Source organism: Lysinibacillus sp. NPDC096382 (assembly GCF_044762845.1).
Classification (GTDB): Bacteria; Bacillota; Bacilli; order Bacillales_A; family Planococcaceae; genus Lysinibacillus.
In genome coordinates, this window is the sequence record NZ_JBIWFC010000007.1 from 197,207 (window position 1) to 223,887 (window position 26,681).

Sequence of the window (26,681 nt, forward strand, 5' to 3'; positions counted from 1 at the left end):
CTCGCTATGGGTTTTATCTTCTAACGATCAATAATGACTTTACATAGTCATTTTCTTTACTATCTATTAATATCTATTTCGCATAAAAATAGGATAGCACGTTCTCTATCGAACACGCTATCCTACTTTCATTTTAGAAGTACACATTAGGCTAAAATAACCTTCATATTGTTTAATTCGTAATTTTTATCCTTATTATTAGTAAACTCCGTCTTCTAGCTAAAATACTCTTTATTTGAATTTTTCACATTTAATTGGATCATCAGCAAAACGTGTGGTTGATTTCCGTTCCGACTGGGCGCTTTGCCGCTGACGCTTCGCTTTCGCGCAGAGCAGAGCTTCCTGGGGGCGTCCGATGTGCCGCTTTTGGTGTTGCTGTCGCTACGCTTTCGCACAGAAAACATCCGCTACGCTGCAGGGTCTCGGGCCAACACGATGTTGGTCACGAAGGCGTTATCACAGGATGTGATGCTTTTAGCCTTCGTTCCTCTATCGCTGACCCCCGAGGAGTCGCCCAGTCTCCACTCCAATCAACTATTTACATAGTAGAAGTTTTAACAAAAGTCATCCACCACTTTTGGTGATGAACCATTTAAATTGAGCACCGAATTTAGACCATTTTTTAATCATTCCCCAATACCGTTTCGTCGGCTAGCCATTCTCAATCAACTTACGAATTGTTTGTATGTAGCTCATCATATCCTACTAGAATCCGCGGAACTATTTTCATAGTAGTTGATTACCTGGGTGATTTTTTATCGTTTGCCAATAGTCTGCATCTTTTGTTCTCTTGTAAAATTTATAAAAGGGCTCTGTTTGGCGAGCAAGTTCTTTATAGACCCTAATTATTTCCTGTAAAAGACTTTCAATATGCTGTACAGGCACTTTTTTCACAAATAGCTCCCCTGCCTGTGCATTTTTCCCCATTGGAACTGCCCCTAAATACACATCGAAACTATCTTTCTGATATACAAGCCCAATATCATCATAAACGGCATTATAGCAAGCTGATGCACAGCCATTCATATTAATGCGAATCCTGCTTGGTACTTCCAAGCCTTCAAGCTGCTGATACAGCTCCTCTGTAATCTGTGCTGCCTCCATTTTATCGCCATCACAAAAATCACAAGCCTTCATAGCTACAATCTGACCTTGCTTTGCAATATATAAGCCCACCTTTTCCAACTTCCTTTTGGCCGCCGTAAATTCTATTGTCGGTACAGATAGTAGTATACTGTAGGACGCAGAATATTTAATAGCACCACTCACTCCGACTACCTCTGCGATTGTTTGAAATTGTGCTGGTGTATAATGTTTGTTGATAATGCCAGGACTCACAGCAAGACGCGTAAATTCACCCTCTCTGTTTAACTTAGCAAATGTTTTTTCAGGAATATTATGGCTAAAAGCATTTATAGTCATTTTTACCCTCCTATGAAAAAAGCTAGCACATGGCTAGCTCCTCTTCTTTATTGAAAGCTTTCTGGATAAAATCCTTGTGCCAAAATTCGAATTGCTTCAGCCGCACGAACACCTTCAGACGCTGCTGATAGTGGTAAAATAACGAAACGTCCGTTTACTACCGCTTCCGTTTCTTTTAGTGCCGGATCATTTTTTAGGAAATTAATTTTTTCTTCAGCAGTAGTTGAACCATAGTCAATTACAACGATAACTTCAGGGTTGCGCTCAACTACATCTTCTTTTGAAACGGTTGTCCAGCCAGACTCAACATCGCCGAATATATTTTTTCCACCTGCTACTGTCACAAGTTCATTCATGAAGTTTTGTGCAGCAGTGAAAACATCTTTCTCACCACTATCAAATACAAGAATACGTAAATTACCCTCCTCTTGCGGAAGCTTCGTACGAATGTCCTCTACATCTTTTGTCATTTGCTCAATTAATTTTTCTCCACGGTCTTCCACATGGAATATCTTAGAAATATTGCGGATATCCCCGAAAATATCCTCTAACTTAGGATTTTTAATGCTTGAAGATGTATGTAAATAAGTGTGGATGCCAAGTGCTTCTAGTTCTTCTGATGTTCCGACACCCTTCTCACTAAACCCGCTTTTCCAGCCTGCATATAAAAAATCTGCTCCTGCATCAATCACTTGTTCCTTTGTTGGGTATTGCTCAGCTAATACTGGAACTTTTTCATATGCTGCTTGTAACGGTGGATAAATTGCATCATCTAAATACGCTGTTCCGACCATTGAATCCTCTAAGCCTAACGCTAGCATAATCTCTGTCACATGCTGATTTAAGCTAATTGCCTTTTTTGGTGCTTCCGAATAGACTTGTGTCGTATCGTTATTGTCAATCGTTACTTCCGTTGCTCCTGCTTTTGCTGGTTCTACTTGTTCGCTTTGCGATGATGACTCCTGTTTTTCCTCGTTAACACAAGCTGTTAACATACTTAGCATTGCGATTGCAAGAACAAGCCATACGCTTTTTAATGTCTTCATGTCTACTTCTCCTTTTTTCTAAATACTATATAGAAAGAAATGTAAAACCCTTAACTAACTATAAAAATTGCTCAGATATATAATAAATATGCGGCTTTTTCGTGACAGGATGTACACTAACTTCCGCATGTACACCAAACACCTTTTGTAGCAATGAGGGTGTTAATACATCAACCGGAGTTCCATATGCCGCAATTTCTCCGTCCTTTAAAACATAAATTTTATCGCAATAAGTTGCTGCTATATTTAAATCATGTAAGGCTGCAATGACCGTGATCGGCAAGCCCCGTATTAAATCCATGAGCTGGAGTTGATGTTGAATATCTAAATGATTCGTTGGCTCATCTAATACCATGACCTTAGCCTGTTGCGCCAATGCCCTTGCAACAACGACCCGTTTTTTCTCACCACCAGATAAGGAACTAAAAGTACGTTCACTTAAATGCAGTACCCCTGCTTGCTGCATCGATTCCTCAACAATAGCTAGGTCTTCTTTTGTATCTACTTCCATAAGCCTTTTATGCGGTGTACGTCCCATTGCCACAAGATCCTTAACAGTGAACTCAAATAGCACTGGTGTTTCCTGCCCTACGACGGCTAGTTGCTTTGCTATCACCTTTGAAGATTGCTTGTAAATATTTTCATTAAATAAAAATACTTCTCCCTCTTGAGGTTGTAGCATACGGTACATATTTTTTAATAGGGTCGATTTCCCACTGCCATTAGGGCCAATTATGCCCACAAACTCGCGTTCTTGAATATGTACAGAAACATTGTTTAATATTTTCACCTGCTGCACGGCAAAAGTAACGTTTTTTGCAACGTATACCATTTAATTCTCCTCCCCGAAAGAATACATTTGCCTCCGCAACATCCATATAAAGAATGGGCATCCGCATAAAGCCGTAATAATTCCAATCGGCATTTCCTCAGGTGCAATCACAATGCGCGCAACTGCATCAGCCCATATTAAAAATATCGCACCAATTAATGCACTGACTGGCAGTACAAACTTATAATTTGAGCCGACAATCATGCGTACGATATGTGGAATAATCAGGCCAATAAAGCCAATTGCACCACTTACAGCAACAAGGACACCTGTTAATAGGGAAATTACTAAAATTAGTAGCAATCGAAATTTCTCTAAATTAACCCCCAGCGTAACAGCAGATTCTTCGCCAAGTAAAAGTAAATTCAAATGGCGTGAATGTAGACGTAAAATTATGTAGACGATCGTTAAAACTACGAACGGAATCATTATATTCACCCATTTCGCTCCAGCCAAACTTCCCATCATCCAATATATCACTGCCTTTATGCCCCCCTCTTCCTTCGTCATCATGAGCATAAAATTCGTCATTGCTGACAAAACTAGTGACACGGCAATTCCGGCTAATAATAATCGAACAACTGAAATTCGCCCCCCAACTCGTGCTAAGAAAAACACAATCAGTACTGCAATTGTCGCACCTATAAAAGCAGCAAATGATAGCGCATACATACCTAAAAATGAAAATGTGCCAAGTAAAATAACAGATGTAGCCCCGACAGATGCACCGGAAGATACCCCCAAAATATAGGGGTCCGCGATTGAATTGCGCACTAAAGCTTGAATAGCAGCACCCGAAATGGCAAGACCCGCTCCGACTATTATGGCAAGTACTACGCGGGGAGTACGAATTTGCCATATGATGATTTCCTGTGAACGGCTCCAATCCAATGTAATGCCAAGTGGATTGAACGGGATGTGCGATAAAATAATGCGCCATACAATACTAGGTGTAATAGACACAGAGCCTACCATTATCGCTGATGTCATGGATATTAGAACGACACCAGTTAATACGACTAAAAGTAGGTTGATTTTTCTTGTTGTTGGATTCTTCAAAACGCGCTCCTCTCTTAAAGCAAAGGGCATAAAAAAATCCCCTTATCTACAAGAGGATGTCATAGTTAAATAAAAGGCGTCGATTCCCAGTCACTACAACCATCCTCGTGGTTCTATGTAAGTTTGTTGCTTTTATTGGCAGGTCTCCTGGCTTAGGTTCATTATCTATACGCCTTCCCATAGCTCGCTACAGTGACATATTGTATAGACTCTCCATTACAGTTGCGGGACAGCATCGGATTTGCACCGATTTCCCTTTTAAGCAAACGAACAAGTCATTCGCACCAACAAAATAATATTTTATTAAGTTATAAGAGGAACAATATCAGAATATTTTCCAGATAGCAATTATATTATATATTACATTAAAGTAAAAATATTAATTAACGAGCGTTTAATAGCCGTAAAATAGCACCATTGAACATTAATTATTATTAGAAAAATAAATAAATTTAGATAGTGATTTATCTTACTTACTATACAAATTCCTCACAGTACACTATTTGACGGAAAAATAACAATTAAATGTAGGAACTGTTCCTTCGTAAACTTTCTTTTTAATTTCCGATAATGTTTTTTCTAATCTACCAGTTAACGCTAAATCAAATAAATCTTTTACAAGAAAATTTTCTACCAAGTTTTTACCAAGCTCCGTACACACTAAATTTTTATTTTCCATAGCTAAATAGCCGACTGTAATAAGTTTCTTTATCGTCTCTGCCCGAGAGCCGGGGTACCAATGCTATAACCGCTTAAAATAGCCTCCATGATTTCATTACTATCTTCATTTACAATCCCTTTACCACACGTCTCCATTACTCGTAATAATGTTTTTTCTTTAGGCGGTGTTGTTACATGGTTTGTTATTTTGACTGAATTAAAATGTCTAAAAGCCTAGATTATTAGTCAACCTAATTGGATTTCCTAATAAAAGATAGGACACAATTATTAATATAACCGTTATACTTAAAATTCATTTATAATTATTAAACATAAAGTTGTAATTATTATTAATAGGAGAAAAGCATATGAAAATAGTAATTGCAGAAAAACCAGACCAGGCTGCAAAATTAGCTGCCCCCTTTTCTTTTACAAAAAAACCTGGTTTTTTTGAAGTTAAGCCAAACACATACTTTCCAGGTGGAGCACTTATCACATGGGCGATTGGACATCTATGTGAACTGAAAGCCCCTGAAGAATATAATCCTACATGGAAAAAATGGACATTAGAAACTTTACCTATTATTCCAGATCGATTTGAATATAAAGTGACTAAGTCAAAGTATAAACAATTTAATGTGATTAAAAGTTTAGTAAAAAGACCAGACATTCAAGAAATCATTATTGGTGGTGATGCTGGACGTGAAGGTGAATTGATTATCCGTACCATTTTAAGAGTATGCGGTGTTAATAAACCGATGAAACGTCTCTGGATATCATCTTTAACAGAAAACGCTGTAAAAAATGGGTTTGCAAATTTACTACCAGAAGAGAAGACACGCGACATTTATTTTGAAGCACTAAGTCGTTCATGTGCAGACTGGCTAATTGGCATTAATACATCTAGATTATACACGGTACTCCTCAAAAGAAATGGCGTGAAAGATGTATTTTCAATTGGTCGTGTACAAACACCTACACTTGCACTAATAGTAAAGAGAGAGCATGAAATTGCGAATTTTAAATCAGAACCATTTTGGGAAGTGGAAACAGAGTTTAATTTTGATGGAAAATTGTTAAAAGCGAAATGGCATAAAGATAACAATTCAAGAGTTCAAGAAGAACGACAAGCTAATGCTATTGCTAATTTCTGTATCAATAAAAAAGTAGAAATTAATAGTATTAAAAGAGAAACAAAGGAATATGCTCCTCCATTGTTATTCAACTTATCTGCATTACAAGCTACAGCAAACAAAGCTTATAAATTCTCACCACAAAATACGCTGGATATTTTGCAAAAACTTTATTTAAAGGGCGTTGTTTCCTATCCAAGATCTGATTCACAATTTTTAACGAATGAAGAAGCAAAAACACTACCAAAGATACTAGAGCATTTAAGTAAAATTGATAAATACAAAAGTCTTCTTCCGCCACCGACAAGTTCAATTATGAATAATAAAAGATATGTGAATGAAAAAAAAGTAACCGATCATCATGCAATTATTGTTACCGAGCAAATACCAGACGTAGCAAAGCTAAGTACAGAAGAAGAAAAAATTTATGATTTAATTGCAAGACAAGTCATTGCAGCACATTACAACAATGCCATATTTTCTTACACAACGATTCATTCACTTGTTGATAAACGTGCAGAATTCATCTCTAAGGGTAAAGTGCTAATGGAAGAAGGTTGGCGTAAGGTTATTTATCATTCTAAAGATAACTCACCTACAGACAAAGATGAACTGCTCCCCCTATTACATGAAAATGAGCAAGGTATCGTTGCGAAAGCGAACGTAAAAAAAGGTGAAACCCAGCCACCAAATCGTTTTTCTGAAGGAAATTTGATTACCGTAATGAAAACAGCGGGTAAACATTTAGAAGATGCGGAATTAGAAAAGGTCCTATCGAAAACGGAAGGATTAGGTACTGAAGCTACACGCGCTGGAATTATTGGTACATTAAAAGATCGAAACTATATCGAAGTTAAGAAAAACCAAGTCTTCGCAACGGCTAAAGGAATGTTACTCATTGAGGCACTAGGTGAAAGTATCTTAACGTCCCCTTCCATGACAGCCAAATGGGAGCAACGACTATCTGAAATAGGTGAAGGCAACGCTTCTCCTACAGCATTTATGGAACAAGTAAAAAAGCTTGCTGACAAATTGATTTCAGATGCTAACAAGCGTGAAAAGGAATGGGCATTTAATCAAAATGCAGTCGATAAAATCACTGCAAATAATCCGTATAATAAAAAATATAATAAAAGAAAAACAGTTGTTGGGAAATGTATCCTTTGCGAAGGGTCAATCATAGATCATGGCACTTTTTACGGCTGTTCAAATTATAAAACAGCTAATTGTAAATTCTCGGTTTCAAAGAAACTTTTAAGAAAAACTATTTCACAATCGAATATAAAAAAACTCTTGGCAGCTGGTGAAACAGACTTGATAAAAGGATTTCAAAAAGGCGAGAAATCTTTTAATGCCCACCTTATTTGGGATGAAAAAGAACGTAAGATTACTTTTAAATTTCCACAATAACTAACAATTCTACTTTCAACATATCGTTGAATGACCCGACCTTTCTTATAAAATCACTGATTCTCAAAAGCTTTATATATCAGTATCTTGCTGTTTGCTAACTATCTTTAAAAATCATTAAAGGTAAAAGAAAATCTTTAATAATCTTTCTTCGGTCGGTTTTAGTCGGTTAAGTCGGTCTCCTTTTAAACAATATGACCACCCATCACGGAGTGGTCTTTTTCTATTAAACAACCTTATCAATCGCTCTAAGTAGCTCTAAAAATAATGGTGACATCTGAATTAATACATACCCTAATCCAGCGAGAGTCTCTCGGTATTAGCTATCTTTTCAAATAGATCAAGATTATGTTCGCGATAAATGATAAATGCTAATCCATTTCCTCTAAATACAATATTCTTCTCAAGTATAAAGAAGAATACATCAAGATGATCCGAATCAGTTAATTTAATGAGAGCAATTAACATAGAATACTCATCAACGTTGATTAAATTAAGTTCTTCACGATTTTCCGGTATTATTTCATTCCATTCTCTTTCGTAAAATTTATTATACATTGTATCTTTATACAAAGTTTCTGGTACATCATAAGAAGGATAAAATTCAGTTGATCCTAACCATATCATTTCAAAAATTTCTCGAATTTTTCTAATCCTTTAAAAAAAAATAATAATTTCGAGTTTCTTGTTGGAAATCTATACTTTCTAATTTATCAAAGAAAACTTCAACATGACTAAACTTCCCATTAAATGGAACCCCTAGTAATCTATTCACTTTAGTTCTTAATGATTGACATCTTTATGAATAGTGCTAATATTGAAAATAAATCGAATAAAATAAATAACTTATCCGCTAGGGGTGCCTTTGTAAAGGCTGAGATTGAAGTGTGACTTCGGGACTCTATGAACCTGACTTGGTTAACCAGCGTAGGGAAGTGGTATACGGAAATTTGACCTTTTCATCTCCAGCCACTTTCTTTACCAAAAAGAAAGTGGCTTTTTTGCATCCTACATTTGGAAGGCGGATAAGTCTTAAAGAGGTGACCCCAATTAACCTATTATCAAAAGCGATTCATCTCATTTCTAATGGAAAAATGCCAATGGAACAACTAAGTGAAATCTTAGCAGACATCCATCCATATGCCGACGCTATCCATTTGCGTGAAAAACAAATGACGGCAAAAGAATTATATGAAGCAGTCAACCTGCTTTCCCGAGTTGGCGTTCCGTTATCCAAAATAATCATCAATGACCGGGTGGATGTTGCCGTTATTACAGGTGCCAAAGGAGTCCAACTAGCCTATCATAGTTTGGATGCATCTATGATTAAAACCAACTTTCCACAATTGACGGTTGGTTGCTCCATTCACTCGGTCGAAGAAGGAAAAAAGGTTCAACGCTTGGGAGCCGACTATGTGATATATGGTCATATTTTTTCTACCCAATCAAAACCAGGATTGGAACCAAGGGGTTTAGAGGAATTAAAAAAGCTTACTGGTTCACTAGATATTCCTGTTATTGCAATCGGCGGTATTGCTCCTGAAAATACTAAACAGGTGATAAACAGCGGGGCCGACGGTATTGCTATGCTGTCGGGCGTTTTAAACGCCGATGATCCATTAGCTGCAATAAAAGGCTACCAAAAAGAAGTTAAAATGGAGATGTGTTGAGTGAAAAATACATTTGATGTTGCCATTATCGGGGGAGGAATTAATGGCTCTTCCATTGCCTATCAACTTTCTAAACTAGGAAAAAAAGTCGTCATTCTTGAAAAAGGAACTTTGGCCTGCGAAGCCTCCAGTGCAGCAGCAGGTATGCTGGCAGCACAAGCGGAAATTGAACACGACGGTCCATTTTTCCAATTGGCATTAAAAAGCCAGGCGATGTTCCCCTCCATCACCAACGAATTACTAGAATATACGGGGATCGATATCGAATTTGTGAATAAAGGCATGTTAAAAATTGCAGAAACGGAAGAATTAGCTTCAGAGTTAAAAAGTCAGGTATTGTTCCAGCAGAACTGGGATTCCGGCATCCAATGGCTCGATGCAACACAAGTAAGAGAAATGGAGCCTGCATTAGCACCAACTGTTGTCGGTGCTATGTTCCTTCCAAATGACGGCCATGTTCAGCCTGCAAAATTATCACTTGCCTTCGCAAAAGCAGCAGAGCATTTTGGTACAGCAATCCGCGAAAATACAGAGGTCCTTTCTTTTATCTATGAAAACGGTGTTGTCAAAGGAGTATACACATCAGCGGGAGCCGTCTATTGTGAACAGGTCGTTGTCGCTACCGGCGCCTGGGCTGCCGATTTAATGAAAAATACGGGGATCAACATGACCGTTTATCCTGTGAAAGGAGAATGTTTTTCTGTAAAGCCGAATAAGCCAATCGTTCACAGGTCGATTTTTTCAGATAAACGCTGTTATTTTGTTCCTAAGCGGAATGGCGAAATTTACATTGGGGCCACAGTCGTGGAAAATACGTTTGATAAACAAGTAACGGCTGGAGGAATTTCTACCTTGATTGAACAAGCCGTTAAGCTGATTCCCCAGCTGAAAGATGCCCCGTGGGAACGGGTGTGGGCAGGATTAAGGCCGCAGACAGATGATGGGATTCCCTATATTGGCGAGCATCCTAATATTAAGGGGCTATTTGTAGCTACCGGACACTATCGAAACGGAATTCTATTAAGCCCACTTACTGGCAAACTCACAGCCCAGTTGCTTACAGGTCAAGTGGAAGATGAGCAGTTTCTTTCTGCGTTTCGCATTGATCGATCTCAAATATTGCTTAGTTAGGAGGACAGATCTTGGAAGTAATACTAAATGGAGAAAATTTGAAGTTGTCAGAGGAAATTGTGTACGTTTCGGATCTGCTCGAATATTACAAACTGCTAGATAAAGTAGTTGTAATTGAGGTAAATGGAGAGATTCTAAACAAAGTTGATCATCTGGAAACCCGGCTCTCTGACCGGGATCGCATTGAAATTGTACATTTTGTTGGAGGCGGATAATTATGTTAAAAATAGGTCCTTATTCATTTCAATCCCGTTTGCTGCTTGGAACAGGAAAATACCCTAATTTTGATATCCAAAAGCAGGCTATTGCTGAATCGAAGGCAGAAGTCCTGACATTTGCCGTTCGGAGAATGAATATCTTTGAAGCGAACCAGCCAAATTTTTTAGAAAAGCTTGATACTAAAAAATATACTTTATTGCCAAATACAGCAGGAGCCAAAAACGCAGTCGAGGCCGTCCGCATTGCAAAGCTTGCGAAAGCATCCGGCCTTTGCGATATGATTAAAGTAGAGGTTATTGGATGTGACAAAACATTGCTTCCTGACCCTATTGAAACGTTAAAAGCAACAGAAGAATTAATAAAGGAAGGGTTTATTGTTCTTCCGTACACATCAGATGATGTTGTTTTAGCCAGAAAGCTACAGGAATTAGGCTGCCATGCCGTAATGCCAGGAGCCTCACCGATTGGTTCCGGACGGGGAATCATTAACCCGCTTAACTTGAGTTTTATCATTGAACAAGCAACGGTGCCCGTTATTGTCGATGCTGGTATCGGCTCTCCTGCTGATGCAGCAATGGCAATGGAACTGGGTGCTGATGGAATTTTATTAAACACAGCTGTATCTGCCGCAAAAGACCCTATCAAGATGGCAAAAGCTATGAAACTTGCTATTGAGGCCGGACGCCTTGGCTTTGAAGCTGGTAGAATTCCGAAGAAACGCTATGCCACAGCGAGCAGTCCTTTGGAAGGGATGAGTATTGGATGAATGATCGCTATTCACGACAGCAATTATTTGCACCGATTGGGGAATCCGGACAGCAAAAAATTTCAGCTAAACATGCATTGATTGTTGGAGCTGGAGCGCTGGGAACAACAAATGCCGAAGCACTAGTCCGCGCGGGAATAGGTAAACTGACGATTGTGGACCGAGATTATGTGGAATGGTCAAACCTGCAGCGTCAACAGCTATACGCTGAAGATGATGCAAAAAACAGGATGCCTAAAGCGATTGCAGCAAAAAAACGCCTGGAGGCCATCAATTCAACTGTAACGGTCGAAGCAATAGTAGCGGATGCGTCAGTGTTTGAGCTAGAAGAATGGGCAAAACAGGCCGATCTCATGATTGATGCGACCGATAACTTTGAAACAAGAATGATGATGAATGATGTCTCGCAAAAATACTCAGTACCCTGGATCTATGGCGCATGTGTGGGGAGCTATGGTATTACATATACGATCATTCCTGAAAAAAACCCTTGTCTTTCATGTTTATTGGAAACAGTTCCTATCGGAGGTTTAACGTGCGATACCGCGGGAATCATCGGTCCTACCGTGCAAATGGTTACTGCCCATCAGATAAGTGAAGCTTTAAAAATATTAGTGGATGATACAGCAGCATTGCGGAATAAATTACTATCTTTTGATCTTTGGAAAAACCAATATAGTGCAATAAAAGTGGATAAGATGAAAAAAGATGATTGCCCATCATGCGGGAACAATCGGACATATCCCTACCTATCCTTTGAAAATCAAACAAAAACAGCTATACTATGCGGAAGAGATTCTGTTCAAATCCGGCCTTCCGCGCAAGAAGAACAGGATTTAGCCAAACTGGAAAAAGTTTTTTTGCAGCAAGGCGGAAATGTTCAGCGCAACCCTTATCTGTTATCTTATACTGTCGATGATCACCGTTTGGTTATTTTTAAAGACGGGCGAGTTTTAATCCACGGAACAAAAGATATTGCAGAAGCGAAAACACTGTATCATCGCTATTTAGGATAAAAATTTGAATGAGGCTGGACAAAAAGTTTTTAGCTGTTGAAAAACCCGAACTACATGACGAAATGCATTTAATGTTTCCTAATAGTTCGGGTTTTCTTTTTATATACTGCTTTTGAAATTTACCTTCATAAGCACCGCGTAGCAACTCCATTTTCCCCCTATCTTGTACCGCTTTGGTAGGATATATAATAAACCCTTTCGTATCTCCAACTGTACCCTATCGAGTAGATCTCTCGATAGGGTACAGTTTAAGATTGATGCGGTTTTAATAAATGCTGATTAATATGTCATGCCCCCGGGCAAGGCTTTGTTCATAAAAATGGATTAATTGATCGAGTTCCGCTATAAGTTCTGCGAAAAGCTCCACGGCTTCATCGTCCGCCCAAATATCCGGATAAATCTGTTTGGCTCTAAAAATTGCTGGCTTGAATTGTTGCTGCAAGACAGTCCTATCCATAGAATGAAGAGCTTCTAAAATCCGGGGAAGCTCTTCAGAACCAATGACGCTGACAAATTCTTCAGTATCCAGCACGTGAACGCCGACAATGGCCTCGCTTAATGGGTGGTTCTCGATTGGCTGTGAGGCAGAGATCCCTGTTAGCAAACAATGCAATCCGTCCCATAATTTATCCATTTCATTTACGGGACAGCTATGATTTTCCATAAGCTCCTCAAGTCGCTTGACGATATGGAAATTATTTAAGTCGGCAATTTCATCCGCTAAAGCATTGTTTAATGATAAGTAACTGGCCATAATTCCCATCGTGTATCTTCCCCTTTATTTTCTATCAATTATATCTCATCATTCAAAACGGGGCGTTTGGTCCGCCCCATTCTGATGAAAGGGAATTAGCACTAATTATTTCAAATCGTTATTTTATCATTTAGAAGAACGCTTGGCTGATCACAAGCTAATTTATAGACAAATTTTTTCCGTGCAATATGGTAACTTTTATCTTCTCCATAAAAGTTAATCTTCATTTGTTCTAATTCTTCATGGCGATATTCTGCTAATGGCTTTTCTTTTTCATCTCTTTCTCGTTCTGCTTGTTTATTTGCAATAATTTCATCATAAAGAGACGAAGATGCCCAATATTCAGCAACTTTTTGTATTTTTTCATTAAATTCTTGGACATTACCTTTAAAATAATCATCAATTAATCCGATTTCTTGTGCTTTTAATGTACTTAAGGCAGGACATGTTTCAGTAATTTCAAAAGCTAACTCTTTCCCCAAGCGTTTTGGTAATAAATACGTCCAATATTCTGAACCATATAGGTTCCCCATTTTTTTATAATGAGGATTTAAAACAACACCTTCTCTTGCAAAAATAAAATCACCTGTAAGACCTAGTATGACCCCTCCCGCACCAGCATTTCCTTGCATAGCAGTCATAACAATTTTGTCTGGTGTATTTAGAATTTCAAGAATCATATCATCAATCGCATTAATATTTTCCCACGATTCATCCCCTTGATTTTCAGCATATTCAATAGTATTTAAGTGAATACCATTAGACCAAAAATCATGCCCACCCATTAAAACTAATACTTTACTATTTTTTGTTTTAGCTTCTATAATGGCTTGTTGAAGTTTCTTACAGTGTGAGGTGTGCATAGCGCCATTATAAAAATCAAAATGCAAGTATCCTACTTGATTTTTTTCATTATAGTAGATTTCTCTGTATGTTCTCCCTTCAATATCGTCAAAAGGATTAATAGGTAATTCAGGAACATTCCTTAATAAATGTGATAGAGCAAGGGATGCTGGTAATTTTATCCCTCCTTTTTTCTTTACGTGACTAATCCAAACACTCCCATCAATCGTTCCTACACATACTGCATCATCACGATAGCCAAGAATTTCCCCACTATTCCCAACTATTCTGTCATCTACATGACAACCGAATAAATAGTACTCTCCACCGAATATAGTATCGAGAACTCCAGGGTTACTATCAGCAGCACGAATTTTTCTTGCAATAGTTTCAGAATTATCACTAAGCCAATGAATTCTACGGTCAGATTGTTTCATTGTTGGTAAAAGTGTACCTTTCACATTTGAATTATTATAATCTAATGGTTCAGGAAAATACTCTCCCTTTTGATACGCCTTAAACTTCTCCAATAAATCAAGTAATCCTTTTACAGCTGCATGTGTTGCTTCATGTCTGTATAGCGTGCTTTTACTAACTTCACGCATCGAATAATTGTTTGTAGACCAAATATCTCCTGCATCCATTTCCTGCTCTGCTTGAAGTAGTGTAACTCCCCATTCTCTCTCCTGTCCCATGATCGCCCAATCAATAGAAGAAGGTCCTCTATCCCCTTTAATACCAGGGTGTACAATAATACATACATACTTCTTCCAAATTTCCTCTGGGATGGCGGTCTTCAAGAACGGACAGATAATCAAATCTGGCTTTGAAACTTCTATTGCTTGAATCATTGCATCTATTGTTGTGGTGATATGAATATCCACTTCATATTTTCTATCTGTCAATTCAACGTAAAAGCGTTGGCTCATGCTGTTATGTGCGGATGTTATAAATAAAATTTTCATTTTAATCCTCCAATATCTTTCTATTAGGTAGTGATAAACAAAATATAACAGAGCTTGTTATTGTTTTTAGATACACAATGTATACCCCATTGAACCAATGGCGTGCGTTTTTTCTGATACTTGATTGATCTTTTGGTTCGTATTAATGGAGTCCTCCTTATGTGATGATGAGTCATTTTCTAGTTGACAATCATGCATCATACAAGAGGGCATTTTCTATTTCAAGCCCTGAAAATCCTTTTGCAGAAGCGCCCTTTAATTAGGAAATTTTCCCAATGTTCTCATTTTATTTTTTCGAGGGATGTGAGTCAATGCAAGACACAAAATAAATAAAATTAAAAAACTTCAAAATCACAAAATTGACATATAATAGACAAATTATCAATAATAACCAATTTATAAACGTTGGAAATGGTGATATATCAATAGTTTGACCCACTTTTCAGAAAAAGACTTTTTGCATTTTTAGTTTTTCAATTATTCGTCATTTGATGAGTACGCTTTGGTAAAGTAAATTGGTTATAATTAAGTCCACTAAGCTGAAGGCGTTTCAGTAAAAGTATCTATTGCTGATGAGGTGGAATGGACAAAACTAGTCAAAACTTTAAAAAGTGCGAGAAATCAATTCCTGATTTCCCGCACTTTTTCTGATTTTTCGGATTTCCCTTTAAAAATTTACTGATTTCTCTGCCTCTCTCTATTTACGAAAACGGATAGTTAGCTTTTACATATTATACTTGTACCAACTGCAACGCCTTCTTAACCTCCTGTACATCTTTTGCTAATACGCTCTTCACATTCGATCCGAACCATTCCAATGACGCTTCTACCTCCACGATTGAAAGTACTTCTGCTAGAAATTCTTTATAATCAATTGCACCTTCAAACAATGGAACTATCCCTTCTCTAGACCCTGCTGCAGCATAAACATTGTTTGGAGAAAAAACATCAAGTTGTGCACGTGAGGCAATATTTTTAAAGTGAAAATGTGAGATATAAGGACGAAGTTGCTTTGTGGCGACAATAGGATTTATCCCTGATTCCCATATATGCAAAACGTCAAAGTTCACTCGTAGGCTTGAGTGATTCGTTTCTTCGAGTAACTGCATCGTTGAAAGTAGATTATCTGTCAATGTATTCGGATGAGTTTCAACAAGCAAATATTGTCCTTTTGACTCAAGATAATCACAGAGCATTCTAAGCCTGGAAATAAGTTCTTTCCTTTCTTTTTTACTTGTGTCTGAACTGCCATGTTTTCCTACAAATGTACGAATCTTATTCGTTCCCCAGCGCTTTGCAAGTGATGATAACTTCTCTGTTTCAGCCATCATCTCGGAAATTGGTGCTTCTAATGGCAAATAATCACTAAGCATACTTGTTTCCAAACCGTAGGAGCTTAGCCAATCTGCTCCATAATGAAGTTCATCTGCCAAGTTCTTTGCATGAGCACCCCAGAGCTCGATTCCTTGAAAACCTTGAGTTTTTGCAAAGTGAGCTAATTGATCAATCGAATGTAGATGGTGTCGAAACGAAATCGTACAGATAGATAGTTTCATAATATGACCTCTTTCTTGTGCTGTAATGTTAACCATGCTTGAAAACATTCTTGTAACCCTTGCTTAATCTTGAACTCAAGGAGATTTTGTTCTTCTAACTTCAAGAAAATATCTTTAGCTAATAATAAATCTTGCGTCATCGCAAGTTTCATCACTCGATACTGAATCGTTGTATAGCCATTCACTAAACGCTCAATATCATCACACCATGTGTCAAAGCTTTCCTCATCGTGGCCAAGCGCTTCCCCAAAAAATGCAAACGCATGTTCATACGCATATTTTCTGATCGCTATAACCGGCAATTGTTTTAATGCAGTCGGAAGTTTTGACATATTTTCTTGTTCTTTTCCTGCAATATACTTTTTAATAATCTCGGTAATTGCATCTGTCAACGGATTACAATGCAGCTTTATACATGTATTAAAATAGGCTTCAACCATCTCTGTAGTTGGCGCAATAATCGTCTCAGAATTAAAGTAATAACCACCTCCGACAGTTGGCTCTTGGATTGCAGCTAAAATTCTCTCTTTCGGTAAAATCCCTTCCCAGCGAAAATCAGGGTCATACATAAACCAATCTTCTTCATTTTCTGTTGATTCTAGCATCACATAATGAGGGAATGGACGTTGATGAAATTTATTCTCTCGCTCTGGAAGCATCGATAAATCCAGCATCACCATCACATGTTGATGTGGAGATTTATTCTCTAATAACTTTAGCAGTTTGTTTATATTTTCTTGTTTTGATTGCTTGTCGTCATACCATTTGTATAGCTTGATTCCATAGAGCATTTCATACCATGTTTGAAAGAAATGATGATCAATTTGATCAGAGTGGTATGTTAGCACTCCATTATCGAGCACATCAAAATCTGCGTCCCATACCCCAAAATAGTAAGGCCTATGATCGACGCCTTCCGATCTCTTAATAACCTCACAAACACAGCTTACAAAACAATGAACTTTTATCATTTTTAGCCTCCGATTATTCTACCTTTTGCTGTTTTTCTAAAAAGCTTGCTAGTGTTCCTACTGTTTTGAAATCTTTAGGAACAAGAACCTCATCAGGAATGGAAATGCCAAGATCCAACTCTATATGAAGAATCAGTTGAAGGACCATAATGGAGTCCATATACAAATCCTCATTTAATCGGGCATCTTCATTAAAAGAAGACAGTGTCTGCAACTCTAACGAATTATCCAAAATATCATAGATGCTCTTGATCAATTGTTGTCGCGTCATACTGGTATGCCTCCAAGTTTTTTTCTACTTACTTTTCCATTAGGTAGCTTTTCAATTTCATGAACAAACACAAACTCCATCGGAATTTGATGTGGAGCGAGATATTTCCGGCACCATTCTCTAAGCTCCATATTATCTATCGGTTCGGTAGACACGTATAGTGCGCATACTCGCTCTCCTGATAAGTTGTCTTGTTTCTTATATACGACTGCTTCGACTATTCTTGGGTCATCCATTAACACGGTTTCAACTTCTTGCGGATACACATTTAAGCCTGCTACATTAATCGTGTCATCCATTCTTGCAAGAAAAGAAAGAACATTATCTTCTATATAGCCAAGATCTTTTGTATAAATTGTTTGTGTAGACAATTCAATGATAATTTCGCTCGGTGTTTGTTTTTCACCAGCTGTCACCTTCACATGAGGAAGGGGGTAGCCCATTTGTTTCGGATCTTTCACATTAGGATGAATCGCAACACACCCGGATTCAGAGCATCCATACTGCTGTAATACTTGGTGAGATTTCTCTCTTAATGATGTCAACCAGCTATGCGGCATCATAGTTCCTGACGTCATCACACGATCAAATTGTTGATCAATAGGTAATAATCGACTTAATGTATAAAGTAACGCTGGAGCCGCATAGAGTATGTGCTTAGGATATTCTTTTAGCTTTTTCAAAATATATTTAGGATTACTGTTCGTAATAATAACTGGCATTGCTCCCCTTCTTATGCAAGCCAAAACACCACAAATGAATCCATAAGAATGAGTAACTGGACAAGCGACAACAGAATTTGTCAAGGAATCGACAGGTAAAGTCTCCACATAACTTTCAATTTCTTCTTCCACTGCACTCCACGTTCGTTCAATACATTTCGGAGTTCCTGTTGTACCTGAGCTCATTTGAACTAATACGCCTTCTTGGTTATTGGAATGATTTGATAGTTCGATGAAAGTATCAATCGATTGGAACATCAAAAGATGACTACCTGCTAAAGAAGCAAGCCGTACAGATCCCTCTTTTGGCGTCGCTGGATGGATTGGGACAACTGATCCACCTTTTTCGCGAATGTATAAACAAAGGGCCATATATTGGAAAGTGTCATCCGTACAAATAGCAAGTCTGCGATTGTTACACTCCCTTAGATGCGGTAAGCTTTCAAATAGTTCAAATTGCTTCTCGATATCTTCTACTGTATAAAATTGATCATTGACATAAAACATCATCATTTCCCCTTTTTATCCGCTTGCGCCAACGCATTGTTGACGATATGTCGAAAATTACCTTCTTCTTGATTTTGAAGTTTCTTTGTTAGCAAAGATTCAACATAAATTTGTGTGCTAGTATGTTGAAGCTGTTCATTTCTTGAGCATAATGATGGAAAGCGTTCAAAATGCTTCTGTATTCCGTCCTTAACTTGACTCCAAAAATGTGTTTCTGCAAATCCATACTGCTCTTCTAGCAAATAAGATAGTTCACTTAAATGAAACACGAATAGTGTATCCATAGCTAACTCTCGTAAAGCCTCTACAGAAGACATCCAATAATAATGATCGACAGGTGCATCTTTAAAACGATCGTGTATCGTTTCAAAGTCTGGAACAAGGCTTCTGTCTGCAATGAATTCTTCCATATATTCGATACTGTCATGGAAATCCCTCAGTACAACCCGAGTCGGCCACCCATTTTGATGTAATAAAATCATATTTTGCGCATGGGCCTCCACAGCAATACCGTGGGCGACAAGCAAGTGCCACACAGGAATAACACTCACTTCGATCAAGCGTTTTACCCATTCCTCCGTTCCATATCGGCAAAGCCAATCATCAATAAATGGACGCCCATCTATCTCCATCATCATTAGTATCGTAAACGGTACCGCTTCCTCTTCATCCTTCATATACGAGCGCACACTTTCTCGCCATATTGAGCCAAGCTGACCTTCTAGTTTGCTACTATGTTTGTTTGCATTCGGTTCAAAAATAATCCCTGCATATTCTTCCAGCACAACAAGAGACGCTTCCTCTTGTAAATAGGCGTCTAATTGAATCACCTGTTTAAGCCATGCTGAAATATGAGGAGCGGCACAAACAGCATGAGCATGTAACTTTCGTAATGAAGAGGTATTCACCATATTCATCGAGCATTTTAATTGCGCCTTTTTTGGATTTGAAAAATTCCATAATGTTCGCACTGATTGGGTTGTCCTATAGTAATCTCCTTGCACATTTAGAGGTATTAGATCTTTTTGCTCCATTAATCTAGCTAGTTCTTGCTTCATGTTATGCCATTGCCAAGGATGAACAGGTAAAAACGTATATTCTTCAAATGTTCCATCGAATACCGCTAGCGTTGCAAGAAGGTCTTCCCACAGCAAATGCCCTAGCTCTCTTTTCCAAAAGTTCTCTTCCTCTTCAAGAACAGAAATTCGGACGTAGCTTCTTCTCACTGCAACCCATTCAAGAGAAAAAGATTGCTTTGCCTCAGGGCCATAGTCTTTATGGTCGTTGATCGTAAAACCAGTTCTGGATTTAAAACAAGGATGATATGGATGTCCTTCAATGATTTCTGATTCTAATTCTTCATAGCTCGAATTTCTTCTCGACATCGGCATTTGGAGATGGCGATCATTCCATTCACATAGCTTACTCGTTAAATGAAGTTCTTTCAGTAATCGTACTTTATCTTTACGAGCCGAAAGTAATTCATCTACTAGATCCTCAAGCGTTGCTTCTAGTAATGTTTCATCTTTTCCTACTAGAAAAATACTCTCTCCCTGTATTCGGATGCGATCAAATGCCATTCTTCTTCCTTCACAACGATAGGTGCACTTCTGACCAACAAGCGTAAAAATTGAAGTCCATTTATCTAAACGTGTTTCTTCATATTTAATTAGTCCTTCAAAAATCATTGCTTCTACAAGTTGCCGCCTTACACGTAGCTCTCCTTGTTTAGAAGCTAAAGGCTGTAGCTGCTGCATACTCTGCCTCCTCATACTGAAGAACGAACGGATTTGGAATTTTCGTGTATACCGCTTGTTCAAGTTCGGCTTCTAGTTCATCTACATCATGAAACCTTGTTAATAGATTTGCTTTAAACGCAAGCTCTTCTTGTTTTAGAATGTTACGAACGAATGCCTTCCCGAAACCTGTGAATTCTTTTTCTAATAAGTAGAGTTGATCGGTAGACCACTTCAAAAGAATTTTTTCATCGATTAGCTGATCTGCTCCAAAACGGGAAATAACGGGAAACAATTGATTCATAAACAAATAATATGTAAATCTATCATGAATAAGGGCATCTTCGTAAAATAGCTCAGCTGTTTCATGTAAAGAAGGCTCTATTGAAAGAAGTACTTCTTTATATGCTTTTGATAAGTAATAACCTTGGTTATCACGATAATAATAAGTAGTTGGATAACCTGAAGAAATGTTTAACAGACTATTTTGCTGGTGTGCTTCGAGAGCTATCCCATGCTCATCGTATAATCTTAATAATGATTCAATTGCACATTTCCAATAGACTTTAAACCAATCTAAACTTACACTCTCTAAAGAGCGGAATTCTGATTGTGAGATTTTCATAATGAGCTGACACAATTTTGATTTTTCATTTGGTAAGGGCTCTTGCACAAGAGTAGCGATCATGCAGATTCCTTCATCATGTCCTTTAGGAAATACGTTAGAGCGAAAAATAACCTCAAACCCTGATTCCGTCTGATTTGGGAACTCTACAGTCATATAGGCTGGGTCATCAATCATCCGGAAATATGGATAATTTTGCGAGAAATTAATCTTATTCATTAACCGAGCCATAACTATTCCAGCTTTTAGTTCATGCGTTCTATTTACCCTCAATGAATTCGTTATTTTTACAGGAATTGAAAACTTATACATCATCTCTTCATTTGGGCTATATACTGTTCTTATCGAAGAGGTTGCTGTATACAATGCCCCAAGCGCACCTTCGTATTTTATCAATCCTTTAGCAAGCGCTTGTTTTACATACTGTTGCTGTAAAAGCCACTGTGCTTGAAGCGGATGCATCGGAATGAGGTAATCTTTCTCTGACATAACAAAATCAGGTTGTGATTTTGTTAAAGACTGATAAATGAGTTCACTCGCACTTTTTTCTAATACAGAGGACTCTTTCACAATTTTGGGGTCCACACGAAAATAGTGAAGTTGGAAAGATCCTTGTAGCTCTGGAGCAAAACTCATTTGTTGCCAATTTGCCATACCTTGTCTGCTTTTAGGTGTCGGATGAAGCCAATGTCCAAATAAGAGAGACTGCTCAGCTTCAATAAATGTAACGTTTGCTCCATGTTGTTTCTTATCTTCCAAACTGTTTTCAATATAATTTGCCATTGTTTGATAGCTTTCAATTATGCGCAGAATGAGTTCATCAAAATGGGGAGAAAATCCAGGACATCCATCCGCCTTAGTCATTAAATGTAGCTCTTGAATGAGCATGATGAGTATCGTTAATTTATCTTCGACAAGCCATTGTTTTTTATTCGTACAATACTTCAACGAAACACCAAATTTATGTCTTCCAACAAGTGATTTGTATTCCACACCAAATGCAATACGGATGTTTTGTATCGGCAACTCAAGCTCTAACATATGTCCCTCTGTAATCAGGATAGTTAGTCGCTGTTCTGTTATCCACTCCTCCTTTGTGATCCAATGTCCGCTTTTCACTTCTCGTATATAACAATTCATAAACGCCTGAAACGTTGCATTTTCTGCAATCTGTTTAGCAATCTGTTGCATGTAATTAGCCATCCTTTCACAGAATCTTCCACCTAGTAAATGATAATAGTTCTCATCAATTGTTAAAAAAATTTGTCTTCCTAATTAGCAAGACTGATAATAAGAAGTAAATGGAAACAAATGTGTTGCTGACAAATGATACATGATCCTAGTAATTAAAAGAACATTAAAAATTTATAGGATGATAGTAAATTTATAACTACGCGACACTACTGATAATGATTATCATTTTCAACCATATTTACATAATACAGGAAATACATAAATGGTCAAATGTCTAAAGACCTATATAGCAATACAAGCCATCGAAATATGTAAAACTGTAGCAGCAGAGATCGTTTCTTATATCAGTTATCCGATTTTATTGATTTGTGATCTATTGTGACGACAAAATATTACAAGGAGAAAACGCTATCTCTGAGTGAATTAACTGTTGTTTTTGAATACACATTATTTTTATTCTTTTGTTGACAAAATAAAGAGCCGCATTAATATGCGACTCTTCATCTATACTTTATTAATTCCCCTGACTTAGATCTTTATGACCGAACTTTGCTAAAAAAGGGATATGTTTCGTTAGTTTGTTATAAATATTGAATAGAACTTGTACGACCGGCTCCAATACTTTGGAGAACTTGATAATGACTAAACTTGCCCCAAATGACAGAAGGGCTCCACCAATCACGTCGGCTGGATAATGTACGCCGACGAAGATACGTGAAATACCTACTAAGATGGCCCATACTAATACCGGATACTTCCACGAGTCTTTTCGTAAAAGTAACGTCCACGCTAGAGCGAATACTAATACTGAATGATCACTTACAAACGAAGAATCATCAGCATGTGGTACTAACTGATGAACATCATATGTAATGAATGGTCGTGCATGATAGTAGAATAGGTGAATGAGTGCGTTTAGACCCAATCCAAGTAAACATGTAAAGACAATGTAAAAAGCTGTATATTGTTTTTCTGTCCTTTTTTCTTTGTTTGCTGTAAACCATAAAAATAACATGAATACGATAACGATATAAGGAACGCTATCAGTGATGAAAATCATCCCTTTATCCAGCAAAGGATAGCGACCAGCTAGATCATTAATCCATTGAAATATTCCATAATTCATTTTTAAATCTCCTTGCTTTTAATTTCTCAGTAAATTAACGTTTTTCAAATATGCACTGCTTCCAGTTAAATACTTGCTTACCCTTTCATACATGACGTCATCATAAGCCATATAGTTTCTTTTATTTACAAAAAAATCCCCTTTCTTCAATAAACCGCAGATGAATCTGAAAAAAATCAATTTCTCTACCAAATCCGTTTTTACAACATTGCATCATAAACTAGAAAATATTATAGTAAGCTAGCAAAAATAAGTATAAAGATGATAAAATATTTTAATAAAGGGGGCATCAAATATGGGGAAATTAAGCAAAAGGAATATACTGTGGATTGTGCCAATCGGAATTTTAGGGGTGTTCTGGTATTTTTACGGTCCACAAAAGGACATTACGGATAATGACTATATTACATATGTAAAAAACTATTCTTTCGAAAATAGTAGTAAAACAATAGAATCGGGATTTGCTAGCGCTTGTCAAAATCCATACTGGGTGTATTTTGAAACTCAAAAAGGACAGGATGTTGTAGAATTTAAAGGAGACTGTCCAGTCAATAATAAAGCCTCAAAAGTGAATGTTCAATTTTTAGTTGATCGTGATATGACAAATGTGAGGTACGGTGCAATGTTAGTCGATAATAAAATGCAAGAGGAAGCAGATCGAGATCAATACCTTCTCGCATTAGTAGGGAAATAAATAGTTAAAAGCTCTCGGTTGAAAGCGAACGAGAGCTTCTTTTAATCGAATCGACGGATAGCAGAGCCCTACTGACGGATTGAACCACTCAACCAGCGGATAACTCCTCACAACACACTTTAAAAAAATAAATTATTTTACAGCTTTCCAAATGGTCCATCTGTCCTTTTCAACTATAAAACTCTCAGTTGAAATCGACTTATCCATATAATTCACTAATTCATTTAATTCTTCATTGTCTAACTCGTGCAAAATACTTCTGCCTGTTCTTTCCCGTAAATCTTTTAACAATTGCTCTTTTTGTTCATACACATTTCTTGTTTCCCATAGCTTTACTTCTTGCACCTCGCTAAACCCAATTGCCTTAAGTATCTCAATTACTAGCTCACTTCTATGTCTGCGTTTTATTTCTTGCTCTCTTAATTTTGGAAAACGCTCAAAGAAATAGCCTCTAATATGGTGGTCATCACCTTTTAATAAACAATCTTCAGGTGTCCGGTCTTGGATAATGTATATCCCTTTATCCACCAAAATTCTATATGCCTCTTGAAAACAAGCTTTTAAATCTTGGATATGATGAATTAAAGCTCTTTCTAGTATTAACTGGTAGCTGTCATTGTCTAAACCTGTAGCCAATGCATTTCCTTGCTTGAAAGTAATATTATCATAGTCTTTACAATTTTCTTTTGCCCCAACGAGCATAGCCTGTGAAAAATCCACACCTATTACAGCAGGTACATCCATATCTGCTAATGCTTTAGCATAAATGCCTCCGCCACAACCAATATCTGCAGCCTTCGAAGTATTCATGTTAGGGACAAGTTCTTTCATTGCTTCGATCCACGAGTGGTCAGCCTGTCGAGTTGTATAAGTAGTTTGATTGTCTTTGTTGTGAAAATCAATGCCCATCTTCATCACTCTTTTCTGTTTTTTTACCAATCAATATGGATTTCCTCGCTAACATTATTTTACAATCATTCGTAATATAAGTAAAATCAATGTTAATTATCGATTTCCATAAGTTATCCTTATTATCAAAGTATCCGTTCTGATTTTTGAAAGTTTTAACTTTATGAAGGAGGGAGAAGTTTAAGATCGTTTGAAGCAACAAAAAAACTCACGCATTTTATTTATTGCATGAGTTTTTTTACTTTTAACTATTCTATATCTAAAGACTGGATGATGTTTAGCTCAAGGATTCGAATTTCCTTATTTAGCTTAGCAATGGCTGCTTCTATTTGTTCAAAGCGTTCTAAATAATTTTTACTGGCATTGTGCGTAGGTAGCGTTTCTTTTAATGCTGCCTGCCCCGCATATAGAATTTCAAGTAAATCTAACTTTTCAAAATAAGCTGTGCTATATTGTATTCCCATTTCACAAAGCCCCTTACTGTTACTTTTTCACCACTAATAAAAATCCTAGCCTTTACTAGCACTATAACCGAAAAAAGCAAATGCAAAACTATATCTTAGTTATCATTTATTAACCAATAAAAGGTATATAACAATGCCTTAACTATATTTCCTATGGTTAATAGAATTTTCTGTCGAGAAAAAACATACTTATCTATTTTTTAATATGGAATAGACAAATGTATCATGCGCCTGACCATTTTGATACATATAATCTCGAAGAATTCCTTCCTGTTGAAAGCCCACTTTAGTTAGCAGCTTATTCGAGGCTTCATTTTCTATAAATACAACAGCACCTATACGAGTAAGACCCATATGCTCAAAGCCATACGACACAATTTCGGTAACCGCTTCTTGAGTATATCCTTTTCTCCAATAATCAGGATGAATTTCATAACCGATCTCTGCCCGTCTATGGGTAGGCGACCAAGCGTTATAACCAATTGTCCCGATTATACCTTTTGTTTCCTTTCTTTCAATCCCCCACCTTATCCCTCTTTTTTCAGCAAAGTTCTTTGAAAATAATTTCACTAAACTTTCTGCTTGCTGTAAATCAATAAATGGCTCTTGTCCATAATAGCGAGTGACTTCTTCATGAGAAAAGCAATTAAATACACTTTCCGCATCATCCTGCGTTAATTCTCTTAAAATAAGTCTTTCTGTCTCTAAATTAGGAAACATTCATTCTCCCCCTTTAATCATCTATTCTCCACACTTCTAGTAAAATCCTTTAAAAACAAAAAAGCACACCCAATAGAAAGGAGGGCACTGAAAAACTTACGTTTTCATAAAAGCGAACCTTTCTCAGATAAAAATAAGGCACTTCTTGTTCGATTTTGAACAGGGAGCGCCTTATTTCTGTCTCTATTCCTTATTCATTTTCATTTAGTAGCTTTAATATCCGTTTCAAATTGACAGCGAATATCGTTGTAGCACCTTGA

Annotated in this window: 25 protein-coding genes and 2 riboswitches; of the genes, 7 read left to right on the forward strand and 18 right to left on the reverse strand. The window is 37.3% G+C overall.

Features of this window, described 5'->3' with window-relative positions; genetic code table 11:
• Positions 1–726 precede the first annotated feature (726 nt).
• From ACIQZA_RS12700 to ACIQZA_RS12720, 5 genes are all read right to left on the reverse strand, one after another.
• Positions 727–1,422, reverse strand: coding sequence for a precorrin-3B methylase (locus tag ACIQZA_RS12700; RefSeq protein WP_400941181.1), 696 nt, complete (start codon positions 1,420–1,422; stop codon positions 727–729).
• Positions 1,423–1,469: 47 nt separating this feature from the next.
• Complete coding sequence (locus tag ACIQZA_RS12705) at positions 1,470–2,468, reverse strand: ABC transporter substrate-binding protein (protein ID WP_400941178.1); 999 nt, start codon at positions 2,466–2,468, stop codon at positions 1,470–1,472.
• 58 nt (positions 2,469–2,526) lie between these two features.
• A complete protein-coding gene (locus ACIQZA_RS12710; RefSeq protein WP_400941176.1) occupies positions 2,527–3,300 on the reverse strand; it encodes an ABC transporter ATP-binding protein in 774 nt (257 codons plus the stop codon).
• The gene (locus tag ACIQZA_RS12715) at positions 3,301–4,290 is read right to left on the reverse strand and encodes a FecCD family ABC transporter permease (protein WP_400941270.1); all 990 of its coding nucleotides are present in this window, start codon (positions 4,288–4,290) and stop codon (positions 3,301–3,303) included.
• 189 nt (positions 4,291–4,479) lie between these two features.
• Positions 4,480–4,663, reverse strand: a riboswitch (cobalamin riboswitch).
• Between the two features lie 195 nt (positions 4,664–4,858).
• Positions 4,859–5,038: a hypothetical protein gene (locus tag ACIQZA_RS12720; RefSeq protein ID WP_402884057.1), complete on the reverse strand. Its 180-nt coding sequence runs from the start codon at positions 5,036–5,038 to the stop codon at positions 4,859–4,861.
• A gap of 349 nt (positions 5,039–5,387) precedes the next feature.
• On the opposite strand from ACIQZA_RS12720, the gene ACIQZA_RS12725 reads away from it, so the two are divergent.
• Complete coding sequence (locus ACIQZA_RS12725) at positions 5,388–7,562, forward strand: DNA topoisomerase III (RefSeq protein WP_402884055.1); 2,175 nt, start codon at positions 5,388–5,390, stop codon at positions 7,560–7,562.
• Between the two features lie 294 nt (positions 7,563–7,856).
• Here the strand turns inward: ACIQZA_RS12725 and ACIQZA_RS12730 are convergent, their stop codons facing one another.
• A complete protein-coding gene (locus ACIQZA_RS12730) occupies positions 7,857–8,189 on the reverse strand; it encodes a hypothetical protein (protein ID WP_402884054.1) in 333 nt (110 codons plus the stop codon).
• Positions 8,190–8,407: 218 nt separating this feature from the next.
• A riboswitch (TPP riboswitch) is annotated at positions 8,408–8,513 on the forward strand.
• Between ACIQZA_RS12730 and tenI the strand changes: the two genes are divergently transcribed.
• The 5 genes from tenI (at position 8,513) to ACIQZA_RS12755 (ending at position 12,364) form a co-directional block, all read left to right on the forward strand.
• Positions 8,513–9,232, forward strand: coding sequence for a thiazole tautomerase TenI (tenI, locus tag ACIQZA_RS12735; RefSeq protein ID WP_402884052.1), 720 nt, complete (start codon positions 8,513–8,515; stop codon positions 9,230–9,232). Its footprint overlaps the riboswitch before it by 1 nt.
• Positions 9,233–10,363: a glycine oxidase ThiO gene (gene thiO / locus ACIQZA_RS12740; protein ID WP_402884050.1), complete on the forward strand. Its 1,131-nt coding sequence runs from the start codon at positions 9,233–9,235 to the stop codon at positions 10,361–10,363. It begins immediately after the preceding gene.
• An 11-nt stretch (positions 10,364–10,374) separates the two neighbouring features.
• Positions 10,375–10,578 (forward strand): sulfur carrier protein ThiS, encoded by a 204-nt coding sequence (gene thiS, locus ACIQZA_RS12745; protein ID WP_402884048.1) that lies wholly within the window; start codon positions 10,375–10,377, stop codon positions 10,576–10,578.
• A gap of 2 nt (positions 10,579–10,580) precedes the next feature.
• Positions 10,581–11,348, forward strand: coding sequence for a thiazole synthase (locus ACIQZA_RS12750; protein WP_402884046.1), 768 nt, complete (start codon positions 10,581–10,583; stop codon positions 11,346–11,348).
• Complete coding sequence (locus ACIQZA_RS12755; protein WP_400941159.1) at positions 11,345–12,364, forward strand: thiazole biosynthesis adenylyltransferase ThiF; 1,020 nt, start codon at positions 11,345–11,347, stop codon at positions 12,362–12,364. Before ACIQZA_RS12750 ends, ACIQZA_RS12755 begins: the two co-directional genes overlap by 4 nt.
• A 265-nt stretch (positions 12,365–12,629) precedes the next feature.
• Here ACIQZA_RS12755 and ACIQZA_RS12760 read toward each other — a convergent pair whose 3' ends face one another.
• The 9 genes from ACIQZA_RS12760 to ACIQZA_RS12800 all read right to left on the reverse strand — a co-directional run bounded on the left by ACIQZA_RS12760 (position 12,630) and on the right by ACIQZA_RS12800 (position 23,634).
• On the reverse strand, positions 12,630–13,127 hold the full coding sequence (locus tag ACIQZA_RS12760) for a YfbM family protein (protein ID WP_400941157.1): 498 nt from the start codon (positions 13,125–13,127) through the stop codon (positions 12,630–12,632).
• 101 nt (positions 13,128–13,228) lie between these two features.
• Positions 13,229–14,926: a hydrogenase maturation protein gene (locus tag ACIQZA_RS12765; RefSeq protein ID WP_402884045.1), complete on the reverse strand. Its 1,698-nt coding sequence runs from the start codon at positions 14,924–14,926 to the stop codon at positions 13,229–13,231.
• Positions 14,927–15,657: 731 nt separating this feature from the next.
• Positions 15,658–16,482, reverse strand: coding sequence for a sugar phosphate isomerase/epimerase family protein (locus ACIQZA_RS12770; RefSeq protein ID WP_402884044.1), 825 nt, complete (start codon positions 16,480–16,482; stop codon positions 15,658–15,660).
• Positions 16,479–17,453: a DUF6005 family protein gene (locus tag ACIQZA_RS12775; RefSeq protein ID WP_402884042.1), complete on the reverse strand. Its 975-nt coding sequence runs from the start codon at positions 17,451–17,453 to the stop codon at positions 16,479–16,481. The genes ACIQZA_RS12770 and ACIQZA_RS12775 overlap by 4 nt, the downstream gene beginning before the upstream one ends.
• A gap of 13 nt (positions 17,454–17,466) precedes the next feature.
• A complete protein-coding gene (gene asbD / locus ACIQZA_RS12780; protein WP_402884041.1) occupies positions 17,467–17,724 on the reverse strand; it encodes a petrobactin biosynthesis protein AsbD in 258 nt (85 codons plus the stop codon).
• Entirely contained in the window at positions 17,721–18,959 is a 1,239-nt protein-coding gene (locus ACIQZA_RS12785; RefSeq protein WP_400941145.1) for an AMP-binding protein, read from the reverse strand. Before ACIQZA_RS12785 ends, asbD begins: the two co-directional genes overlap by 4 nt.
• Positions 18,956–20,710, reverse strand: coding sequence for an IucA/IucC family protein (locus tag ACIQZA_RS12790; protein WP_400941142.1), 1,755 nt, complete (start codon positions 20,708–20,710; stop codon positions 18,956–18,958). Before ACIQZA_RS12790 ends, ACIQZA_RS12785 begins: the two co-directional genes overlap by 4 nt.
• On the reverse strand, positions 20,682–22,505 hold the full coding sequence (locus ACIQZA_RS12795) for an IucA/IucC family protein (RefSeq protein ID WP_402884039.1): 1,824 nt from the start codon (positions 22,503–22,505) through the stop codon (positions 20,682–20,684). Before ACIQZA_RS12795 ends, ACIQZA_RS12790 begins: the two co-directional genes overlap by 29 nt.
• A 517-nt stretch (positions 22,506–23,022) precedes the next feature.
• Positions 23,023–23,634, reverse strand: coding sequence for an undecaprenyl-diphosphatase (locus tag ACIQZA_RS12800; protein ID WP_142507732.1), 612 nt, complete (start codon positions 23,632–23,634; stop codon positions 23,023–23,025).
• Positions 23,635–23,929: 295 nt separating this feature from the next.
• Here ACIQZA_RS12800 and ACIQZA_RS12805 point away from each other — a divergent pair, with 295 nt between their 5' ends.
• Positions 23,930–24,328, forward strand: coding sequence for a glucosamine 6-phosphate synthetase (locus ACIQZA_RS12805; protein ID WP_400941136.1), 399 nt, complete (start codon positions 23,930–23,932; stop codon positions 24,326–24,328).
• Between the two features lie 132 nt (positions 24,329–24,460).
• Here the strand turns inward: ACIQZA_RS12805 and ACIQZA_RS12810 are convergent, their stop codons facing one another.
• The 3 genes from ACIQZA_RS12810 to ACIQZA_RS12820 all read right to left on the reverse strand — a co-directional run bounded on the left by ACIQZA_RS12810 (position 24,461) and on the right by ACIQZA_RS12820 (position 26,421).
• Positions 24,461–25,237 (reverse strand): class I SAM-dependent methyltransferase, encoded by a 777-nt coding sequence (locus tag ACIQZA_RS12810; RefSeq protein WP_400941134.1) that lies wholly within the window; start codon positions 25,235–25,237, stop codon positions 24,461–24,463.
• Positions 25,238–25,485: 248 nt separating this feature from the next.
• Positions 25,486–25,701: a hypothetical protein gene (locus ACIQZA_RS12815; RefSeq protein WP_400941131.1), complete on the reverse strand. Its 216-nt coding sequence runs from the start codon at positions 25,699–25,701 to the stop codon at positions 25,486–25,488.
• A gap of 189 nt (positions 25,702–25,890) precedes the next feature.
• Complete coding sequence (locus ACIQZA_RS12820) at positions 25,891–26,421, reverse strand: GNAT family N-acetyltransferase (RefSeq protein WP_400941128.1); 531 nt, start codon at positions 26,419–26,421, stop codon at positions 25,891–25,893.
• Positions 26,422–26,681: the final 260 nt, after the last annotated feature.

Excerpts from the sequence above, each read along its gene's own strand:
- ACIQZA_RS12700 (WP_400941181.1), bottom strand. The coding sequence starts at position 1,422 with ATGACTATAAATGCTTTTAGCCATAATATTCCTGAAAAAACATTTGCT.
- ACIQZA_RS12705 (WP_400941178.1), bottom strand. The coding sequence starts at position 2,468 with ATGAAGACATTAAAAAGCGTATGGCTTGTTCTTGCAATCGCAATGCTA.
- ACIQZA_RS12710 (WP_400941176.1), bottom strand. The coding sequence starts at position 3,300 with ATGGTATACGTTGCAAAAAACGTTACTTTTGCCGTGCAGCAGGTGAAA.
- ACIQZA_RS12715 (WP_400941270.1), bottom strand. The coding sequence starts at position 4,290 with ATGACATCAGCGATAATGGTAGGCTCTGTGTCTATTACACCTAGTATT.
- ACIQZA_RS12720 (WP_402884057.1), bottom strand. The coding sequence starts at position 5,038 with ATGGAAAATAAAAATTTAGTGTGTACGGAGCTTGGTAAAAACTTGGTA.
- ACIQZA_RS12725 (WP_402884055.1), top strand. The coding sequence starts at position 5,388 with ATGAAAATAGTAATTGCAGAAAAACCAGACCAGGCTGCAAAATTAGCT.
- ACIQZA_RS12730 (WP_402884054.1), bottom strand. The coding sequence starts at position 8,189 with ATGATATGGTTAGGATCAACTGAATTTTATCCTTCTTATGATGTACCA.
- ACIQZA_RS12750 (WP_402884046.1), top strand. The coding sequence starts at position 10,581 with ATGTTAAAAATAGGTCCTTATTCATTTCAATCCCGTTTGCTGCTTGGA.
- ACIQZA_RS12755 (WP_400941159.1), top strand. The coding sequence starts at position 11,345 with ATGAATGATCGCTATTCACGACAGCAATTATTTGCACCGATTGGGGAA.
- ACIQZA_RS12760 (WP_400941157.1), bottom strand. The coding sequence starts at position 13,127 with ATGGGAATTATGGCCAGTTACTTATCATTAAACAATGCTTTAGCGGAT.
- ACIQZA_RS12765 (WP_402884045.1), bottom strand. The coding sequence starts at position 14,926 with ATGAAAATTTTATTTATAACATCCGCACATAACAGCATGAGCCAACGC.
- ACIQZA_RS12770 (WP_402884044.1), bottom strand. The coding sequence starts at position 16,482 with ATGAAACTATCTATCTGTACGATTTCGTTTCGACACCATCTACATTCG.
- ACIQZA_RS12775 (WP_402884042.1), bottom strand. The coding sequence starts at position 17,453 with ATGATAAAAGTTCATTGTTTTGTAAGCTGTGTTTGTGAGGTTATTAAG.
- asbD (WP_402884041.1), bottom strand. The coding sequence starts at position 17,724 with ATGACGCGACAACAATTGATCAAGAGCATCTATGATATTTTGGATAAT.
- ACIQZA_RS12785 (WP_400941145.1), bottom strand. The coding sequence starts at position 18,959 with ATGATGATGTTTTATGTCAATGATCAATTTTATACAGTAGAAGATATC.
- ACIQZA_RS12790 (WP_400941142.1), bottom strand. The coding sequence starts at position 20,710 with ATGCAGCAGCTACAGCCTTTAGCTTCTAAACAAGGAGAGCTACGTGTA.
- ACIQZA_RS12795 (WP_402884039.1), bottom strand. The coding sequence starts at position 22,505 with ATGCAACAGATTGCTAAACAGATTGCAGAAAATGCAACGTTTCAGGCG.
- ACIQZA_RS12800 (WP_142507732.1), bottom strand. The coding sequence starts at position 23,634 with ATGAATTATGGAATATTTCAATGGATTAATGATCTAGCTGGTCGCTAT.
- ACIQZA_RS12805 (WP_400941136.1), top strand. The coding sequence starts at position 23,930 with ATGGGGAAATTAAGCAAAAGGAATATACTGTGGATTGTGCCAATCGGA.
- ACIQZA_RS12810 (WP_400941134.1), bottom strand. The coding sequence starts at position 25,237 with ATGGGCATTGATTTTCACAACAAAGACAATCAAACTACTTATACAACT.
- ACIQZA_RS12815 (WP_400941131.1), bottom strand. The coding sequence starts at position 25,701 with ATGGGAATACAATATAGCACAGCTTATTTTGAAAAGTTAGATTTACTT.
- ACIQZA_RS12820 (WP_400941128.1), bottom strand. The coding sequence starts at position 26,421 with ATGTTTCCTAATTTAGAGACAGAAAGACTTATTTTAAGAGAATTAACG.